Origin of the sequence: Paraburkholderia kirstenboschensis (assembly GCF_904848585.1) — a bacterium.
GTDB lineage: Bacteria > Pseudomonadota > Gammaproteobacteria > Burkholderiales > Burkholderiaceae > Paraburkholderia > Paraburkholderia kirstenboschensis.
Genome location: NZ_CAJHCR010000001.1, coordinates 406,829 through 424,443, shown reverse-complemented (window position 1 = coordinate 424,443; position 17,615 = coordinate 406,829). Strand labels below are relative to the sequence as shown.

17 protein-coding genes are annotated in these 17,615 nt (G+C 62.1%); 2 read left to right on the top strand and 15 right to left on the bottom strand.

All coding sequences use genetic code 11. The annotated features are described in order from the left end of the window. Nucleotides 1-16: 16 nt before the first annotated feature. From JMY24_RS01975 to JMY24_RS01960, 4 genes are all read right to left on the bottom strand, one after another. Nucleotides 17-766, bottom strand: coding sequence for an electron transfer flavoprotein subunit beta/FixA family protein (locus tag JMY24_RS01975; protein WP_201701341.1), 750 nt, complete (start codon nt 764-766; stop codon nt 17-19). 237 nt (nt 767-1,003) lie between these two features. Beyond that, nucleotides 1,004-1,801 (bottom strand): MetQ/NlpA family ABC transporter substrate-binding protein, encoded by a 798-nt coding sequence (locus JMY24_RS01970; RefSeq protein ID WP_128595628.1) that lies wholly within the window; start codon nt 1,799-1,801, stop codon nt 1,004-1,006. Between the two features lie 14 nt (nt 1,802-1,815). After that, nucleotides 1,816-2,469, bottom strand: a complete 654-nt coding sequence (locus tag JMY24_RS01965) for a methionine ABC transporter permease (protein ID WP_073427182.1) — start codon at nt 2,467-2,469, stop codon at nt 1,816-1,818. Next, nucleotides 2,459-3,493, bottom strand: a complete 1,035-nt coding sequence (locus tag JMY24_RS01960; RefSeq protein ID WP_128595629.1) for a methionine ABC transporter ATP-binding protein — start codon at nt 3,491-3,493, stop codon at nt 2,459-2,461. Before JMY24_RS01960 ends, JMY24_RS01965 begins: the two co-directional genes overlap by 11 nt. 241 nt (nt 3,494-3,734) lie before the next feature. On the opposite strand from JMY24_RS01960, the gene JMY24_RS01955 reads away from it, so the two are divergent. Further along, nucleotides 3,735-4,658 (top strand): alpha/beta hydrolase, encoded by a 924-nt coding sequence (locus tag JMY24_RS01955; protein WP_128595630.1) that lies wholly within the window; start codon nt 3,735-3,737, stop codon nt 4,656-4,658. On the opposite strand, the gene JMY24_RS01950 is transcribed toward JMY24_RS01955, so the two are convergent. After that, nucleotides 4,655-5,455, bottom strand: a complete 801-nt coding sequence (locus JMY24_RS01950) for an enoyl-CoA hydratase (protein ID WP_128595631.1) — start codon at nt 5,453-5,455, stop codon at nt 4,655-4,657. The two genes, JMY24_RS01955 and JMY24_RS01950, sit on opposite strands and share 4 nt — an antisense overlap. A 51-nt stretch (nt 5,456-5,506) precedes the next feature. After that, nucleotides 5,507-6,430, bottom strand: a complete 924-nt coding sequence (locus JMY24_RS01945; protein WP_128595632.1) for a histone deacetylase family protein — start codon at nt 6,428-6,430, stop codon at nt 5,507-5,509. A 287-nt stretch (nt 6,431-6,717) separates the two neighbouring features. Between JMY24_RS01945 and mltB the strand changes: the two genes are divergently transcribed. Beyond that, complete coding sequence (gene mltB / locus JMY24_RS01940; RefSeq protein ID WP_128595633.1) at nt 6,718-7,875, top strand: lytic murein transglycosylase B; 1,158 nt, start codon at nt 6,718-6,720, stop codon at nt 7,873-7,875. Nucleotides 7,876-7,997: 122 nt separating this feature from the next. Here mltB and cysM read toward each other — a convergent pair whose 3' ends face one another. From cysM to rpsA, 9 genes are all read right to left on the bottom strand, one after another. Continuing rightward, entirely contained in the window at nt 7,998-8,900 is a 903-nt protein-coding gene (gene cysM, locus JMY24_RS01935) for a cysteine synthase CysM (protein ID WP_128595634.1), read from the bottom strand. A 256-nt stretch (nt 8,901-9,156) separates the two neighbouring features. After that, a complete protein-coding gene (locus tag JMY24_RS01930) occupies nt 9,157-9,522 on the bottom strand; it encodes a ComEA family DNA-binding protein (protein WP_128595635.1) in 366 nt (121 codons plus the stop codon). Between the two features lie 76 nt (nt 9,523-9,598). Then, nucleotides 9,599-10,591, bottom strand: coding sequence for an ADP-glyceromanno-heptose 6-epimerase (gene rfaD / locus JMY24_RS01925; protein ID WP_128595636.1), 993 nt, complete (start codon nt 10,589-10,591; stop codon nt 9,599-9,601). 141 nt (nt 10,592-10,732) lie between these two features. After that, nucleotides 10,733-11,740, bottom strand: coding sequence for a D-glycero-beta-D-manno-heptose-7-phosphate kinase (gene rfaE1 / locus JMY24_RS01920; RefSeq protein ID WP_128592158.1), 1,008 nt, complete (start codon nt 11,738-11,740; stop codon nt 10,733-10,735). Beyond that, nucleotides 11,706-13,109 carry a UDP-glucose dehydrogenase family protein gene (locus JMY24_RS01915; protein ID WP_128592160.1) on the bottom strand — a complete coding sequence of 468 codons (1,404 nt, stop codon included), beginning with the start codon at nt 13,107-13,109 and terminating at the stop codon, nt 11,706-11,708. The genes rfaE1 and JMY24_RS01915 overlap by 35 nt, the downstream gene beginning before the upstream one ends. An 84-nt stretch (nt 13,110-13,193) precedes the next feature. Next, a complete protein-coding gene (gene lapB, locus JMY24_RS01910; protein WP_128595637.1) occupies nt 13,194-14,369 on the bottom strand; it encodes a lipopolysaccharide assembly protein LapB in 1,176 nt (391 codons plus the stop codon). Between the two features lie 70 nt (nt 14,370-14,439). Beyond that, nucleotides 14,440-14,733: a LapA family protein gene (locus JMY24_RS01905; protein ID WP_020068970.1), complete on the bottom strand. Its 294-nt coding sequence runs from the start codon at nt 14,731-14,733 to the stop codon at nt 14,440-14,442. 554 nt (nt 14,734-15,287) lie between these two features. Continuing rightward, nucleotides 15,288-15,611: an integration host factor subunit beta gene (locus JMY24_RS01900; protein ID WP_006050255.1), complete on the bottom strand. Its 324-nt coding sequence runs from the start codon at nt 15,609-15,611 to the stop codon at nt 15,288-15,290. A 101-nt stretch (nt 15,612-15,712) separates the two neighbouring features. Further along, nucleotides 15,713-17,446 carry a 30S ribosomal protein S1 gene (rpsA, locus tag JMY24_RS01895; protein WP_201701340.1) on the bottom strand — a complete coding sequence of 578 codons (1,734 nt, stop codon included), beginning with the start codon at nt 17,444-17,446 and terminating at the stop codon, nt 15,713-15,715. Nucleotides 17,447-17,615 lie beyond the last annotated feature (169 nt).

The following is a 17,615-nucleotide window of genomic DNA, read 5'->3' as shown; positions in this document are numbered from 1 at the left end:
CGTCTCCGTGTGCTGCTCACAGCACCTTGGCTTCGGTCTTCAGCTTCGCGACCAGCGTCTTCACATCCGGCACCATCACGCCGGCGGAGCGCTTGGGCGGCTCGACAACCTTGAGCGTTTTCAGACGCGGCGTGACATCGACGCCGAGGTCTTCAGGCTTGATCGTTTCGAGCGGCTTTTTCTTGGCCTTCATGATGTTCGGCAGCGTCACGTAACGCGGCTCGTTCAGGCGCAGATCGGTGGTGACCACGGCGGGCAGCGTGAGCGACAGCGTTTCGGCACCGCCATCCACTTCGCGAGAAACCGTTGCCTTGCCGTCGGCTACGACAACCTTCGACGCGAACGTTGCCTGCGGCAGGCCAGCGAGTGCGGCAAGCATCTGACCGGTCTGGTTCGAATCGTCGTCGATGGCCTGCTTGCCGAGAATCACCAGTTGCGGCTGCTCCTTGTCGACCAGCGCCTTCAGCAGCTTGGCGACCGCCAGCGGCTGCAATTCTTCCGCCGACTCGATCAGGATCGCGCGGTCCGCGCCGATGGCGAGCGCCGTGCGCAGCGTTTCCTGCGATTGCGTGACGCCGGCCGACACCGCGATCACTTCGGTCGCCACGCCTGCTTCTTTGAGACGCACTGCTTCTTCAACCGCGATTTCGTCGAACGGATTCATCGACATCTTCACGTTCGCAATGTCGACGCCCGTGCCGTCCGACTTGACTCGGACCTTCACGTTGTAATCGACCACTCTCTTGACTGGCACCAGGATTTTCATGCACACGCTCCAAAGTTACGAATACGTCAACCCAACGAACATTATAGCGACTGCCTCACCGCAGCCTTGTCGCGGGCGCTCTAGCAGGAGGATATCGCTCCCCAGCGGCGTGACGGCAATATCGAACGGTCGTTCTATTTTAATCGCAAAAAAACCCGGGCGACAACCCCGGGTTCCCACTTACGACTCTAATTTTCATATCGCCGACGTGTCTTGCTGTATCTGAAGCTGACCAACTCACCAGGCCGTGATCACAGCGCCGCCGAACTTGGCCTCGACGAACTGCTTCACTTCCGGCGAATGGTAGGCGGCCACCAGCTTGGCGACCCATGGCTTATTCTTGTCGGCCTCGCGGATCGCGATGATGTTCACGTACGGACCCTTCGGGTCTTCAATCGCGATCGCGTCCTGCTTCGGCTTCAGGCCGGCCTCCATGGCGAAGTTGGTGTTGATCGCCGCAGCATCCACATCGTTGAGCGAGCGCGGAATCTGCGCGGCGTCGAGTTCGACGATCTTCAGCTTCCGGGGATTGTCGACGATGTCGAGCGGCGTAGCCTTCAGACCCGCCTCGGCGCGCAACTTCAGGAGCCCCTGCTTTTGCAGCAGCAGTAGCGCGCGGCCGCCGTTGGTCGGATCGTTCGGCACCGCGATCTTCGCGCCCGGCTGCAGCTCGGCCAGCGTCTTCACTTTCTTCGAATAGATACCCATCGGATACGTGACCGTATCGGCGACACGAATCAGCTTGTAGCCGCGGTCCTTCACCTGCGCCTGCAAATACGGGTCGTGCTGATAGCTGTTCGCGTCGAGGTCGCCGCCGGCCAACGCCGCGTTCGGCTGCACGTAGTCGGAGAATTCGACGATCTTGATGTTCAGACCGTTCTTCGCCGCGACAGTCTTTACGACTTCCATGATCTGCGCGTGCGGACCGCCGGTGACGCCGACCTTGATCGCGTCTTCGGCGTGAGCCGCGTTGGCGGCGAACATCGATACGGCACCGAGTGTCGCGGCGAGCTTGAGAATGAAACGACGTTGCATGATGGACCTTTTAATTATTTATGGCTCAGACGACGCACGAGCCAATCCCCGAACGACTGCACCAACTGCACGAAGACGATCAGAATCACGACGACCGTCAACATCACTTCCGGCAGGAAACGCTGATACCCGTAGCGAATGCCCAGGTCGCCGAGACCGCCGCCGCCGATCGCGCCCGCCATCGCCGAATACCCGACCAGCGAGACGAACGTGATCGTCAACCCGGCGACGACGCCCGGCAGCGATTCCGGCAACAACACCTTGAATACGATCTGGCTGGTGGTCGCGCCCATTGCTTGCGCCGCCTCGATCAGGCCGCGATCGACTTCGCGCAGCGCCGTCTCGACGAGACGCGCGATGAACGGCGCCGCGGCAATGGTCAGCGGCACGACGGCCGCAGCCGTGCCGATCGACGAGCCGACCACGAGGCGCGTGAACGGAATCACCGCCACGAGCAGGATGATGAATGGCGTGGAGCGCACGGCATTAACGACCACGCCCATCGCACGATTCACCGCGACGTTCTGCAATACGCCTTGACGGTCAGTCAGATAAAGCAGCACGCCGAGCGGCAACCCCACCAGCGCGCCGACCAGTCCGGAAATGCCCACCATGACGAGTGTTTCCCAGAATGACTGGACGAACATATCGAGCATTTCACTCAACATACGAGAGCTCCTCCACCACCACACCCTGTTCGCGCAGATACGTGAGCGCCTGCGCCACTTTCGCCGGCTCGCCGCCCGCGAGCACCGCGAGCGAGCCGAACGCCTGCCCCTGGATTTCGTCGATCTGGCCGTGCAGGATGTTGAAGTCGAGCTCGTAGCGGCGAATCGTCTCCGACAGAATCGGCTGATCGACGCCCGAACCCGTGAACGCGAGGCGCAGCAGATGACCGCTGCCGGTCTTCAGACGCTCAGCCACGCGCGCCTTCATCGCGGGCGGCAGTTCTTGCGCGATCACGTCGCCGATCAGCGCGCGCGTGACTTCGTGATGCGGTTGCAGGAACACGTCGATCACCTTGCCCTCTTCGACGACGCGGCCCGCGTCGAGCACCGCGACGCGGTCGCAAACCTGCTTGATCACGTCCATCTGATGCGTGATCAACACGATGGTCAGATTCAGTTCGCGATTGATCCGCTTGAGCAGTTCGAGGATCGCGCGGGTGGTTTCGGGATCGAGCGCGGACGTCGCTTCGTCGGAGAGCAGCACCTTCGGCTTGCTGGCGAGCGCTCGCGCGATGCCCACCCGTTGCTTCTGTCCGCCGCTGATTTGCGCCGGGTAGCGGTCCTTCTGCGCGGACAAGCCCACGAGTTCAAGCAGCGGCAGCACGTGCGCCTCGATCTCGTCGCGCTTCATGCCGGCGAGTTCGAGCGGAAGCGCGACGTTCTCGTAGACCGTGCGCGACGACAGCAGGTTGAAGTGCTGGAAGATCATGCCGATTTCGCGGCGTGCCTCGCGCAATTGCGAGGCGGGCAGCGTGGTCAGGTCGCGGCCGTCGACGACGATGTTGCCTTCCGACGGACGCGTCAGCAGGTTGATGGTGCGCACAAGCGTGCTCTTGCCCGCGCCGCTGCGGCCGATGATGCCGAACACTTCGCCCGCCGGAATCGACAGATTGACGTTGTGCAGTGCCTCGACCCAGCCCCGTGGTCCCGCGAACCGCTGAGAGATATTGCGTATTTCGATCATGGAAAAACGAAACGGCGGGTTTGTCGACGAGCGTCATGCGCTCCCCGACCAAGCGTCCGCCGTCACTTTTATTGGGATTTGAGCCCGCGATTCTACCGTAGGCGACGTCATTCCCTTTAATAATCAATTACGATTCTTTCATAACTAATTGACATTAGAGGAGCGCCAAAGCGGCGATTTCGCCGCGCGGCATGTCGGCGGTCTATGATCTCGCCGAACCAGAACCAACGGACGCGCCGTCATGGGGACTTCCCAAAACAGAATCGCTCCCGCCGACCCGAACGGCGCAGAAAGCGCCGAGCCATTACGCTCGTCAGTCACTACAGCCGACGAGGTGGAATTGCCGCTATACCGCTGGCCTGTCATAGGAATGCCGCGCGCAACGGTTGCACTGATCCACGGACTCGCCGAGCACGCGGGCCGCTATTCGGCGCTGGCAGCGAGCCTCAACGCGGTCGGCGTCGAACTGGTGGCAATCGACCTGCGCGGCCATGGCCGGGCACCCGGCAAGCGCGCATATGCCGAACGATTCGACGATTACCTGCTGGACGCAGAGGCTTTGCTCGATGCCGCGGCACACGCACAACCGCATGCGCCGCTTTTTCTGATGGGCCATAGCATGGGAGGCGCCGTGGCCGCGCTTTACGCGATCGAGCGCCCCGGCACCGCCCGCGACGACCTCGGCACACGCGTGAGCGGTCTGATCCTGTCGAGCCCCGCGCTCGCGCCAGGCCGCGATGTGCCCGGCTGGATGCTCAAACTGAGCCAGGTGATCAGCCGTGTCTGGCCGAACTTCCCGGCAATGAAAATCGACGCCGCCCTGCTCTCGCGCGTGCCTGCCGTGGTCGACGCGAACCGCAACGACCCGCTCGTGCATCACGGCCCGATTCCCGCGCGCACCGGTGCGGAATTGCTGCTGGCAATGGCGCGCATCGAAGCGGGCCGCGCGGCGCTGCGCTTGCCGCTCGTCGTCTATCACGGCACCGCCGACAAGCTCACCGAGCCCGAAGGGAGCCGCGACTTTAGCCACCACGCCGGATCGCCGGACAAGACGCTGCGGCTCTACGAAGGCAACTTTCACGAGACGATGAACGATCTGGACCGCGAGCGCGTTATCGGCGAACTGATCGAGTGGATCGATCAGCGAGTGGAGCGCATGCGCTAGCGCTTCCAGTCGGGCGGCCGTTTGTCGATGAACGCCTGCACGCCTTCGAGCGCGGAGCCGTCCATCATGTTGCAGGCCATGGTCTGGCCCGCAAGCTGATACGCGGCTTCGATGCCCATTTCGAGCTGCCGGTAGAACAGACCCTTGCCGGCAGTCACGGCTTCGACGGGCTTTGCGCAGATGCTGGTGGCAAGCCTTGTCACCTCCGCATCCAGGGAGTCCGCGGGCACCACGCGATTGACGAGGCCCTGCTGCTTCGCCTCTGCGGCGTCGATGAAATCGCCGGTCAACAACATTTCGAGCGCGGCCTTGCGCGAGAGGTTGCGCGACAGCGGCACCGACGGCGTCGCGCAAAACAGGCCGAGGTTCACGCCCGAGACGGCAAACCGCGCGGTATCCGAAGCCACGGCCAGATCGCACATCGCGACGAGCTGGCAGCCGGCCGCCGTCGCGACCCCGTGGACACGCGCGATCACCGGCTGAGGCAAGCGCTGGATCGTCATCATGAGTTTCGTGCAGCGTGCGAACAGCGCCTGGTAATAAGTAAGCGACGGCGCGGCGCGCATCTCTTTCAGGTCGTGTCCCGCGCAGAACGCGCGCCCCGCGCCGGCAATCACCACCACGCGCGCTTGCGACACAGCGAGTCCGTTCAACGCTTCCTGCAATGCGTCGAGCAATGACTCTGAGAGTGCGTTGAACGCGTCGGGCCGGTTCATCGTCAGTTGGACGACGCCCGGCACGCCGTACGCGTCGGTTTCCGTCTCGATCAGCGAAGCGCTCAGCGCATCGGCATTCATGGCTCGCTCCATTTCAGTGTCCAGCGACCGCAGCGTGTGCGGCGCGGCTCGTCAGATTCCGGCGAGCGCGCGCACGTGTGCGACCACGCTGCGCCCAAGCGCGGACAGGTTGTAGCCCCCTTCGAGGCAACTTACGATCCGTCCGCGCGCGTGGCGGTTCGCGATGTCGCGCATCTGCTCGGTGATCCACACGTAATCGTCTTCGACGAGACCCATGTTGCCGAGATCGTCCTCGCGATGCGCGTCGAAGCCCGCGGAAATGAACAGCATTTCAGGCTTGAATTCATTCAGACGAGGCAGCCACAGCATGTCCACCGCCTCGCGCACTGCCATGCCTTTCGAGCGCGCGGGCATCGGCACGTTGCACATATTGGGCGCCTGATTGTCGGCGCCGGTGAACGGATAGAACGGATGCTGGAAGATGCTGCACATCAGCACGCGCGAGTCGCCGGAAAACGCCGCCTCGGTGCCGTTGCCGTGGTGCACGTCGAAGTCGATGATCGCGACACGCTGCAAGCCATGCACCTCCAGCGCATGACGCGCGGCGATCGCGACATTGTTGAAGAAGCAGAAGCCCATCGCACGCGCGGGCTCCGCGTGATGACCGGGCGGGCGCACACTGCAGAAGGCGTTGTCGAAGCGGCCTTCGATGACCGCGTCGGTGGCGGCCACCGCGGCGCCGGCTGCGCGTAACGCTGCCTGCAAGGTATGTGGATTCATCGACGTGTCGGGGTCGATTTCAGCCATGCCCTCGGCGGGCGAACGGCTGCGGATGTAATCGACGTGCGCTTGCGTGTGCACGCGTAGCAGCGCCGCTTCGTCGGCGAGCGGCGGCGACTCGCGCTCGATCAACGCATCGATGCGGCTCGCGATCAATTGATCTTCGATTGCCTGCAGCCGTGCAGGGCACTCGGGATGCCATTGCCCCATGTCGTGCAGCAGACAGTCGGCGTGAGAATAGAAGCCTGTTGTCATGATTTTCTTCTGCGGCGCGTCGCCTTCGAGGCGTGCGCGGCGCGTCTCCATCCAGGGGCGCGCGCCCGCGGCGCGCCAACATCGTCAAGTTACCACACGACGTGGCTGTAACGCGTCCGGCACAGTTTCGCGAGAGGCCTCGGGTATACTGCCCCGATTCGTTTTCCTCCTGTCTTCGTCTTTTCGCACTGCGCCCCTAGCTCACTATGACCGTCAAGCTTGCTCTGTCTGCACGAAACCGGCTCAGCACCCGAACCATCGCCGCCGCACTCTCCATCGCATCGTGCATGTTCATGGCAACCACTCCGGCTCTTGCGCAGACCGCCGGCAAAAAACCACCGTCGCTGCTCGCTCAGGCACAACCGCAACCAGCGGTGCCGCAAGGGCAAACCTTCGAAGAAGAAATCATTCCGCAGCGCTACGCGAACAACGCGAATGTCGATGTGTTCATCAACGATATGGTGGCACGCTACGACTTCGACGAGTCGTCGCTGCATTCGCTTTTTGCCGGCGTGAGCTATTCGGCGACCGCGATCAAGCTGGTAACGCCGTCGCCCTCGCCTTCGGTGAAGAACTGGCGCGCATATCAGTCGCGCTTTCTCGATCAGATCCGCATCAACGCGGGCATCCGTTTCTGGCGCGCGAATCAGGCCACGCTGCAGCGTGCGTATGAGGAGTTTGGCGTGCCGCCGGAGGTGATCGTCGGCATTCTCGGCGTGGAAACGATCTACGGGCGTTTCATGGGCAACTTCCGCGTCCTCGATGCGCTGACCACGCTGAGTTTCGACTACCCGAACACGCCTAATCGCGCGGACCGTCAGGCGACGTTCCGCAAGAATCTCGAAGACTACCTGGTGTGGACGCGCGATTCGCAGATCGACCCGACCACGGTGCTCGGCTCGTACACGGGCGCGATCGGCATTCCGCAGTTCCTGCCGAGCAGCATCACGCAGTACGCGGTGAGCTACGACGGCAACAAGGAAATCGACCTGCGCACGAGCCAGGCGGATGCGATCGGCAGTGTGGCGAACTATCTGCGGCAGAACGGCTGGGAAAACGGCCGGCCGGTGGTATGGAAAATCGGTACGGACGCCGGCAGCCTGGGCGTCGCGCAAGCCGCCGCCGACGGTGCGCCGGAACCGCATTGGCCGCTCGACCAGTTGTTGCGCGCGGGGCTGCTGCTCAATGAGCCGAGCGTGAATATCGCGTCGGAAGCGGGAACGCCTGTCACGGTGGTCGACCTGCCGTCGCCGGGCCGCGGCACGGAATATATGCTGGGCCTGAAAAACTTCTACGTGCTCACGCGCTATAACCGCAGCTTCTTTTATGCGCTCGCGGTTTACCAGTTGGGCGAGCGCATCAAGTCGCAGATGCAGGCAAGCGACGCAGCGAATCCGGCCAATGCTCAAAACAACGCAGCCCCGCCAAGCGCGGCTTCGCAATAGTTCATAGTGCGGACCGCAGGCCGGTCTCTCTCGTGCCAGATATAAAAAAAGCGCCTGCTGGCGCTTTTTTTTCGACTGACGCTACTGCGTATTGTGTATTGCGCCTGAACGGCACGGCCCGCTTACGCGGGAAACACGCCGGTGGACAAGTAACGGTCGCCGCGGTCGCAGACGATGAACACGATGGTCGCATTTTCGACCTGACGTGCGACGCGCAACGCCACCTCGCACGCGCCGCCCGACGAAATGCCCGCGAAAATGCCTTCGACGGACGCCAAACGGCGCGCCATCGCTTCGGCGGCGGCCTGACTCACGTTCTCGACGCGGTCGACCCGGCTACGGTCGAAGATCTTCGGCATATAAGCCTCCGGCCATTTACGGATGCCGGGAATGCGCGAGCCTTCCTCCGGCTGCGCGCCGACAATTTCAATCGCCTGGTTCTGCTGCTTCAGATAAGTGGACACGCCCATGATCGTGCCCGTCGTGCCCATTGACGACACGAAGTGCGTAATGCGCCCTTCGGTATCGCGCCAGATTTCCGGGCCAGTGCCTTCGATATGCGACGCCGGATTGTCCGGATTCGCAAATTGATCGAGGATGATGCCCTTGCCGTCGCGCTGCATCTGCTCGGCCAGATCACGCGCGTATTCCATGCCGCCCGTTACCGGCGTGAGGATGATCTGCGCGCCGTATGCGGCCATGCTTTGACGGCGCTCCACCGACAGGTCCTCCGGCATGATCAGAACCATCTTGTAGCCGCGGATCGCCGCTGCCATGGCGAGCGCGATGCCGGTGTTGCCGCTTGTCGATTCGATCAACGTGTCGCCCGGTTTGATACGGCCGCGCGCTTCCGCTTTTTTGATCATCGACAACGCGGGGCGATCCTTCACCGAGCCGGCAGGGTTGTTACCCTCGAGCTTGGCGAGGACCACGTTGTTGCGGCTGCGGATCTCGTCGTCGGGGAGCCGGACGAGTTGCACGAGCGGCGTATTGCCAATCGTGTCTTCAATCGTTTTGTAAGCCATATGGGTTCAGGTGCTGTCGATGCGCGAAGTCTTCAATCCATTGATTCTAAACCACGGTGCCCACCGTTGCCGCGCGGCCCTTCTGCCCGCATGGATGCAAGCTCTCGCCACGCAAAAAGCCCGCGGCTGAGTACCGCGGGAGCCAGTCATGCGAATGACAGCTTAAGGAGCGCTGTTGCCGGCTCCGACCATGAAGGGAATACGATGGCGAATCGCGCGCGGCGCAAGCGGTGCCGCGCGCCCGACTCGCGTCAGACTATTTCTTCACCGCCACTGTGGCGCCGCCTTTGGGCGTATTGGCCGGAACGGTCGCGCCTTTGGTCTGTGAAGACGCCGCAATCTGCGAGCCAGCAGCCGCGCCAGCCGGACCGACAGCGAGACCCTCCGCCTGCAGGCGCTCGACGGTATGCCCGCCCATGCCCTTGACGCGCTTGCTGAGGTCGGTCGGGTCCTTGAACGGACCATGCGCTGAACGCTCTTCGAGAATGGCTTTCGCTTTGGCAGGACCGATGCCTTTGATGCCGCGCAGTGCGTCCTCGTTAGCCGTGTTGACGTCGACTGACGCATACGCGTGACCGAAAGCGGCGAGCATGGCCGCGGTAACCAGAATTTTTCGAAACATATGGAATCTCCCTCTTACAACCGGTTGGCGACATCACCAACCGGGAGATTCCAGTTTAAAGAGGTATCCGAATTATTTACACCTGGCCGAATAGCCAACGGACATAGCGATCGACACCTTCCTGCACGCTCAGGAACGGCGCGTCGTACCCGGCCGTCCGCAGCTTCGTCAGGTCCGCTTGTGTGAAGCACTGGTATTTGCCGCGCAATGCGTCAGGAAACGGAATGTACTCGATCAGCCCGCGTTGCACCTGATCGGCGAGCGAGAGCGGCGGCTCGTTGTTCAGCGAGCGCAGCGTGTTGACCACCGTGCTCGCAATGTCGTTGAACGGCTGTGCGCGCCCGCTGCCCAGATTGAAGATGCCCGACTTGTCGGGGTTGTCGAAGAAGAACAGGTTGACCTTCACCACGTCTTCGACGGAGACGAAATCGCGGGTCTGCTCGCCCGCGGCGTAGCCGTTGTATTCGCCGAACAGCTTGACCTTGCCCTCGGCGCGGAACTGGTTGAAGTTGTGGAACGCCACGGACGCCATGCGCGCCTTATGCGTTTCGCGCGGGCCGTAGACGTTGAAGTAGCGAAATCCGGCGATCTGGCTTCTGGCAGTCGGCAGCACGCGGCGAATGACCTGATCGAACAGGAACTTCGAATAGCCGTACACGTTTAACGGCTGCTCGACTTCGCGCTCTTCGACAAAACGGCTCGAGCCGCCATACGTTGCCGCCGAGGACGCGTACAGGAACTGGATGTTCTGCGCGAGGCAGACATCGAGCACGTCGCGGCTGTAGCGGAAGTTGTTGTCCATCATGTAGCGGCCGTCGGTTTCCATTGTGTCCGAACAGGCGCCTTCGTGGAAAATTGCGCGCACTTTGCCGAAGTCGCCACGCTTGAAGCGTTCGACGAATTCGGTCTTGTCCAGGTAGTCGTCGATTTCACAGTCGACGAGGTTCTTGAACTTGTCAGCGCGTGTCAGATTGTCCACGGCGATGATGCGTTGTTCGCCGCGCTCGTTGAGCGCTTTCACGAGGTTGCTGCCGATAAAACCGGCCGCGCCGGTGACGATGAGGGTCATGATGGTCCCGCGGTAATGAGCCTTGTAGGGATTGGCGTGAGCGCTCAGGCGCCAACGCCAGTCGACAGGTTCAGTCGACGTCCCGCCTATCCTTTCTGCGCGAAGCCCGAAGGCGTGCGGCGACGGATCCGGCGGGCCGCGTCATTGAAAGAGTTCGTCGTAGTCGACGGTGGCCGTGCCGAGTTTGCCCACCACGATGCCGGCCGCGCGATTGGCGAGACCAACCGCTTCGACCAGCGTAAGACCCGCGCCCAGCATGGCCGCGAGCGTGGCGATCACCGTGTCGCCCGCGCCAGAAACATCATACACTTCACGTGCGACAGCCGATGTGTGCAGGATGCCGTCGTTGGAGAAGAGCGTCATGCCTTCTTCCGAACGCGTGAGCAGCAAAGCCTCGAACTGAAGATCCGCGCGCAGTTTGCTCACGCGCTCGGTTAGGTCTTCTTCCGATTTCCACTGGCCGATCACCTCGCGCAACTCCGCGCGATTCGGCGTGATCAACGTGGCGCCGCGATAACGTTCCCAGTCGTCGCCCTTCGGATCGACCAGAACCGGCTTGCCCGCGGCATGCGCTCTCGCGATCATCTGCGTGACGTGCGTCAGGCCGCCCTTCGCGTAGTCGGACATCAGGATCACGTCGTGCGAAGGCAGCAATTCGTCGAAGCGCGCGAGACCCGCGAGCAGCACTTCATGCGCCGGCGAATTCTCAAAATCGACGCGCAGCAGCTGTTGCTGACGCGACAGCACACGCAACTTGATGGTCGTGAGAAGCGCGGGATCGCGTTCGAGATGCGGGTTCACGCCGCTCTCGCCGAGCAACTGCACGATGCGCTCGCCCGGTTCATCATGTCCGACGACGCACAGGAGGCCCGCTTGCGCCCCGAGCGCCGCCGCATTGCGCGCGACGTTCGCCGCGCCGCCAAGCCGGTCTTCCTGACGCTGCACGTGCACGACGGGCACGGGCGCTTCCGGCGAGATACGGTTGACGTCGCCGAACCAGTAGCGGTCGAGCATCACGTCGCCGACCACAAGGACGCGCGCGGCAGCGAGTTGCGCGCGCGGCACCACGGTAAGTGCGGCGGAGGGCGTGGACGTGGCGGATCCGGGCATGATCTCAGGCATCGGCCGCAAGTTTGGAGGGTTGGGCATAAGGACGTCCAATCGAGTGATAGTCGATGCCGAGTTCGTTCATGGCATCCGGCTCGTAGAGATTGCGGCCGTCGAAAATCACCGGCGACTTGAGCACGGATTTCAGATACGCGAAGTCGGGGCTCTTGAACTCCTTCCATTCGGTGACGATCACGAGCGCGTCGGCACCTGTGAGCGTTTCGTCCTGCGTGCTCGTGAAAGTAAGACGCGCGAGTTGTTCCGGCGAATCATGCAGATCCATCGCGATAACGCGCCGCGCTTCTGCCACGGCGACCGGATCATACGCGCGCACGTTAGCGCCGCGCGCCAGCAGTTCCGCGATGACGCGGCGGCTCGGCGCTTCGCGCATGTCGTCGGTGTTCGGCTTGAACGCGAGGCCCCATACGGCGAACGTGCGGCCGGTGAGGTCGTTGCCCCACTTGTGCGTGATCTTTCGCACGAGCACGTCTTTCTGCGAGTAGTTCACTTCCTCGACGGCCTCGAGAATGCGCAGGTTGTGGCCGCTTTCGCTGGCAGTGCGAATCAGCGCCTGCACGTCTTTCGGGAAGCACGAGCCGCCGTAGCCGCAACCGGCATACAGGAAGTGGTAGCCGATCCGCGGGTCCGAGCCGATGCCGCGGCGCACCGCCTCGATGTCGGCTCCGACACGATCCGCGAGATTGGACATCTCGTTCATGAACGAGATGCGCGTGGCGAGCATCGCGTTGGCTGCGTACTTGGTGAATTCCGCCGAGCGCACGTCCATGTACAACGTGCGTTCGTGATTGCGGTTGAACGGTGCGTACAAGCGCTTCATGAGTTCACGCGCGCGCAAGCCGGTTTCGTCTTCGTCGCTGCCGAGCACGATGCGGTCGGGCCGCATGAAGTCGTCTACTGCCGCGCCTTCCTTCAGAAATTCGGGATTCGACACCACCGAGAAGCGGTGCTGTCCGCTACCCGCGAGCCCGCGCTTCGCCAGTTCTTCTTCGATCACGGCGCGCACGCGCTGTGCAGTGCCGACCGGCACCGTCGACTTGTCGACGATTACCTTGAAGCCGTTCATCGTACGGCCAATGTTGCGCGCGGCTTCCAGCACGTATTGCAGGTCGGCCGAGCCGTCTTCGTCGGGCGGCGTGCCGACGGCGATGAATTGCACGTCGCCGTGAGCGACGCTCGCTTCGATGTCCGTCGAAAACGTGATGCGGCCGGCCGCGCGCGTACGGGCGATGATTTCCTGCAAACCCGGTTCGTGAATGGGCACGCCACCGTTGTTGAGGATTTCGATCTTGCGCGGATCGACGTCGAGACAGAACACGTCGTTGCCGATTTCAGCGAGGCACGCGCCAGTGACGAGGCCGACATAGCCGGTGCCGATAATGGTGATTTTCATACGCTTTCCGGTTGAAGGTTCCGGTGATGATTCCCGGCGGTGAAGAAGCCGGTCATCAACACGATGTCAAATCCGTCCGCGAACTCAGTTCGTCGCGGTGATCGGTTCGACCCGGCGCGGCGCGTAGGTTTCCCAACCGCTGCAACCCGGGCACTGCCAGTAGAAAAGCCGCGCCCTGAAGCCACAATTCTGGCACGTATAGCGCGGCAGATTTTTGGTGCGCTGGCGGATCAGCGTGCGCATCAGTTCGAGTTCGCTGCGCCGCGGCTCTTCTGCGACTGCCTGCTGCGCTTCGAGCAGCCGCGTCATACCCGCGAGGTTTGGCGACTTCTGCATCTGCGAGCGTGCGAGCGCATGCGCCGCATCCGGCCCGCGCAGCGACGCGACGTGTTGGTACGCGACGTCGAGCAAATCATTGCTCGGATAGCGGTCGACCCAGGTGGTGAGCAGATCGGCGCCTTCCTGCGCCCGGCCGAGCGCTTCGTACGCCTTCATCACCTTCTCGGCGACGAGCGGCAGATAGGCCGGGTTCTGTTCCTCGACACGCCGCCACTGCCCGATCGCCGCTTCTTGCGCGCCGCCGGCCGCGTCGACGTCGCCAAACAGAATCGTGGCGCGCACGTTGGTAGGGTTCGCTTTCAGCGCGAATCCCAGTTGCCGGCGAGCTTCGTCGGGCTTTTTCTGTTGCAGCGCTTCCTGCGCGAGTTCGCAGTGGAACTGCGCGATTTCCTTGTCGAGAGACTCGGCGCCCATTGTTTCCAGATGACGCGCGGTGTCGATCGATTTGATCCAGTCTTTCTCGATTTCGTAGATGGTAAGCAGCGCGCGCTGCGCGCCCAACGCGTAGTCGCCGGTTTCGAGCGAACGGAAGGTTTCTTCTGCGCGGTCCAGCAGGCCGGCTTTCAGGAAGTCCTGCCCGAGTTCGAAGAGCGCGTGATCGCGCTCGCTGACCGGTAGATCGGCGCGACTCAGGAGATTCTGATGCACGCGAATCGCGCGGTCCGTTTCTCCGCGGCGCCGGAAGAGGTTGCCTAGCGCAAAGTGAAGTTCGACAGTTTCAGGATCGAGCTTGACGACTTCGATGAACGCGTCGATCGCCTTGTCCGGCTGCTCGTTGAGCAGAAAGTTCAGCCCGCGGAAATAGGAGCGCGGAAGGTTGGCGCTTTCTGAGAGCAGCGTCTTGAGGTCGTAGCGTGCAGCCATCCAGCCGAACGCAAAAGCGACGGGTATGACAAGCAGCCACCAGAAGTCTAGATCCATGCGATGAATGCAAATGAGCCTGAAGGCGGAAATGGAATGCCGCGCCTCATGTGCGCGGCGAACGACAAAATCAGATCAGCGGCGGCATGGGCGGCTGTTCAACGACGACCGGCGCCTCGCGCGCCACACGCAGTTCTCGCTTGAGGCGGCCATTCTCCATGCGCAGGCGGACAACAGCCGGCATCGACGAAACGAGACCGGCGAGCAGCCCAACCCCGAAGAACGCGAGGCCAATCAGGATGAGCGGCGCCGACCACGCGTAGCCAGCGAGGAAATTCAGCGTAGCAGGTTGCGTATTGGAGAGTGCGAGCACCAGCAGCAGCACGAACACCAGTACACGGATCAGCCAGACGATAAATTTCATGAATAGATCTCTTGACGGCAGTTGCGGGGTGACGCCGGCCTGATGACGCGTCGCGCCACGGTGTTGCCCGCGCCGAAGTGACCCGTATTGTAATTGAAGCCCTCGCGGCTGGGCAGGAACTGGCGGATCCTGCGCTTACAGAAAAGCGCTGACGATGATGCGGACGGGAGTTCGACTGAAGCGCGACCGTTGCGACCTCAGTGCGGTTGAAAATGCGGCTGGAATTGCGGCTGAAAATGCGGCTGAGACCGCGGCTCAGAATCCGGCTCAGATCCAGCTCAGAGAGCGCGGCTGACAACGCGGCTCAGACTCCGCTGAGACCGCGGCTAAGACCGCGCCTGACACGCGGGCTTCCAACGCGGCTAAGAACCCGCTTGGCATCGCGGCTGACCACTCAGCCGGCATGGGCGCGATCGGCGTGGCCGCCGAGGCGGCCCAAAATGCGCGGGCGAAAAAAAAGCGCCCGGAGGCGCATTTCTTCTATTTGCCGACTGGCACTGGCCGCTGACGCCACCAAAGCCACGCTGCGAAGTGCACAGCGTAAAGCGGAGCATTTACAGATCGTCGTCCGGCTCTTCAGCCTTCAACGGCTCACCCGCGCGACGATCGACCCGCTCGCGCAATTCCTTGCCCGGCTTGAAGTGCGGCACGTACTTCTCGGGTACCAGCACTTTTTCGCCCGACTTCGGATTGCGCCCGACGCGGGAAGGACGGCGGTTCAGGCCGAAGCTGCCGAAACCTCGAATTTCGATGCGATGACCTTTGGCAAGCGCCTCCGACATCGCATCAAGCATCGTCTTCACCGCGAAATCCGCATCTTTTAGTACAAGCTGCGGAAACCGCGTAGCCAGTTGGGCGACCAATTCCGATTTGGTCATACTGCAGCAGACCTCTCAAGAAAACGCCGAGCCGCCCCCAGGTTTTCCCCGCAAAGGGATACCTGCCGCGTAAAAGTGGCAGGTTTGGGGGCGTTCCTCAATTACTGGTTCTGACCGTCGAGCTTGGCCTTCAGCAGTGCGCCGAGGTTGGTCGTGCCGGTAGCAGCCGCGCTGGAATCCGACGAAGCCAGGCCGCGGATCGCTTCCTGTTGCTCAGCCGAGTCCTTCGCCTTGATCGACAGGTTGATGCCACGCGACTTGCGATCGATGTTGATGATCATCGCGTTGACCTTGTCGCCTTCCTTCAGCACGTTGCGAGCATCTTCCACGCGGTCTTGTGCGATTTCGGAAGCGCGCAGGTAGCCTTCGACTTCAGCCGACAGCTGAACCACTGCACCCTTCGCGTCTACCGTCTTGACCACGCCGTCGACGATCGAACCCTTGTCGTTCATTGCAACGAAGTTGCTGAACGGGTCGCCTTCGAGCTGCTTGATACCCAGCGAAATGCGTTCCTTCTCGACGTCGATGCCGAGAACGATCGCTTCCACTTCGTCGCCCTTCTTGTACTTGCGAACAGCTTCTTCGCCCGTTTCCGACCACGACAGGTCCGACAGGTGAACCAGACCGTCGATGCCGCCCGGCAGACCGATGAAGACGCCGAAGTCGGTGATCGACTTGATTGCGCCTTGCAGCTTGTCGCCCTTCTTGAAGTTGCGGCTGAAGTCGTCCCACGGGTTCGGCTTGCACTGCTTCATGCCGAGGCTAATACGGCGGCGGTCTTCGTCGATTTCGAGAACCATGACTTCGACTTCGTCACCCAGTTGCACGACCTTCGACGGTGCAACGTTCTTGTTCGTCCAGTCCATTTCCGACACGTGGACGAGACCTTCGATGCCCGATTCCACTTCGACGAATGCGCCGTAGTCGGTGATGTTCGTGACCTTACCGAACAGACGCGTGCCCGACGGGTAACGGCGGGAAATGCCTTCCCACGGATCGTCGCCGAGTTGCTTGATGCCCAGCGAAACGCGGTTCTTCTCTTGGTCGAACTTGAGGATCTTCGCGGTGACTTCCTGGCCAACCGACAGCACTTCGCTCGGGTGACGCACACGACGCCATGCGATGTCGGTGATGTGCAGCAGGCCGTCGATACCGCCGAGGTCCACGAACGCGCCGTAGTCGGTGATGTTCTTGACCACGCCTTCCACGATCGCGCCTTCCTTCAGCGTTTCGAGCAGCTTTGCGCGCTCTTCGCCTTGGGTTGCTTCGATCACGGCACGGCGCGACAGCACGACGTTGTTACGCTTGCGGTCGAGCTTGATGACGCGGAATTCGAGCGTCTTGCCTTCGTACGGGGTCGTGTCCTTGACCGGACGCGTGTCGACCAGCGAACCCGGCAGGAACGCGCGGATGCCGTTGACCATCACGGTCATGCCGCCCTTGACCTTGCCCGTGATCGTGCCGGTCACGAGTTCGTTGTTGTCGAGAGCCTTTTCCAGCGACAGCCACGAAGCCAGACGCTTCGCCTTGTCGCGCGACAGGATCGTGTCGCCATAGCCGTTTTCCAGCGCGTCGATCGCGACGGAAACGAAGTCGCCCGCCTGCACTTCTACCTCGCCCGCGTCATTCAGGAACTCTTCGAGCGGGATGTAGGCTTCGGACTTGAGACCAGCGTTGACGACCACGAAGTTGTGGTCGACACGCACGACTTCGGCGGAAATCACTTCGCCGGCGCGCATGTCTTGCTTGGTCAGCGACTCTTCGAACAGAGCCGCAAAAGATTCGGTATTCGGGGTAGAGGTTTGCAGGTCGGACATAAAAATCGAAAGTTGCATGGTTCTCGCGCTGCCCGGCTGGCCGGACGGTCAGCAACTACGGCAAGAATGCGAATGCCACGCGGGGTTAAAGGGTTAATACAACGCTTCGCGACCACCGCGAAGCACCAACACACAATGGGACTACGACTGCGGCCGCGCATTCATGTGCGACCGATGCTCGATGCGC

Excerpts from the sequence above, each read along its gene's own strand:
- JMY24_RS01955 (WP_128595630.1), top strand. The coding sequence starts at position 3,735 with ATGGGGACTTCCCAAAACAGAATCGCTCCCGCCGACCCGAACGGCGCA.
- JMY24_RS01905 (WP_020068970.1), bottom strand. The coding sequence starts at position 14,733 with ATGAAATTTATCGTCTGGCTGATCCGTGTACTGGTGTTCGTGCTGCTG.
- JMY24_RS01975 (WP_201701341.1), bottom strand. The coding sequence starts at position 766 with ATGAAAATCCTGGTGCCAGTCAAGAGAGTGGTCGATTACAACGTGAAG.
- mltB (WP_128595633.1), top strand. The coding sequence starts at position 6,718 with ATGTTCATGGCAACCACTCCGGCTCTTGCGCAGACCGCCGGCAAAAAA.
- lapB (WP_128595637.1), bottom strand. The coding sequence starts at position 14,369 with ATGGATCTAGACTTCTGGTGGCTGCTTGTCATACCCGTCGCTTTTGCG.
- rfaE1 (WP_128592158.1), bottom strand. The coding sequence starts at position 11,740 with ATGCCCAACCCTCCAAACTTGCGGCCGATGCCTGAGATCATGCCCGGA.
- JMY24_RS01950 (WP_128595631.1), bottom strand. The coding sequence starts at position 5,455 with ATGAATGCCGATGCGCTGAGCGCTTCGCTGATCGAGACGGAAACCGAC.
- rfaD (WP_128595636.1), bottom strand. The coding sequence starts at position 10,591 with ATGACCCTCATCGTCACCGGCGCGGCCGGTTTTATCGGCAGCAACCTC.
- JMY24_RS01970 (WP_128595628.1), bottom strand. The coding sequence starts at position 1,801 with ATGCAACGTCGTTTCATTCTCAAGCTCGCCGCGACACTCGGTGCCGTA.
- JMY24_RS01915 (WP_128592160.1), bottom strand. The coding sequence starts at position 13,109 with ATGAAAATCACCATTATCGGCACCGGCTATGTCGGCCTCGTCACTGGC.
- JMY24_RS01930 (WP_128595635.1), bottom strand. The coding sequence starts at position 9,522 with ATGTTTCGAAAAATTCTGGTTACCGCGGCCATGCTCGCCGCTTTCGGT.
- JMY24_RS01945 (WP_128595632.1), bottom strand. The coding sequence starts at position 6,430 with ATGACAACAGGCTTCTATTCTCACGCCGACTGTCTGCTGCACGACATG.
- JMY24_RS01960 (WP_128595629.1), bottom strand. The coding sequence starts at position 3,493 with ATGATCGAAATACGCAATATCTCTCAGCGGTTCGCGGGACCACGGGGC.
- JMY24_RS01900 (WP_006050255.1), bottom strand. The coding sequence starts at position 15,611 with ATGACCAAATCGGAATTGGTCGCCCAACTGGCTACGCGGTTTCCGCAG.
- JMY24_RS01965 (WP_073427182.1), bottom strand. The coding sequence starts at position 2,469 with ATGTTGAGTGAAATGCTCGATATGTTCGTCCAGTCATTCTGGGAAACA.
- rpsA (WP_201701340.1), bottom strand. The coding sequence starts at position 17,446 with ATGCAACTTTCGATTTTTATGTCCGACCTGCAAACCTCTACCCCGAAT.
- cysM (WP_128595634.1), bottom strand. The coding sequence starts at position 8,900 with ATGGCTTACAAAACGATTGAAGACACGATTGGCAATACGCCGCTCGTG.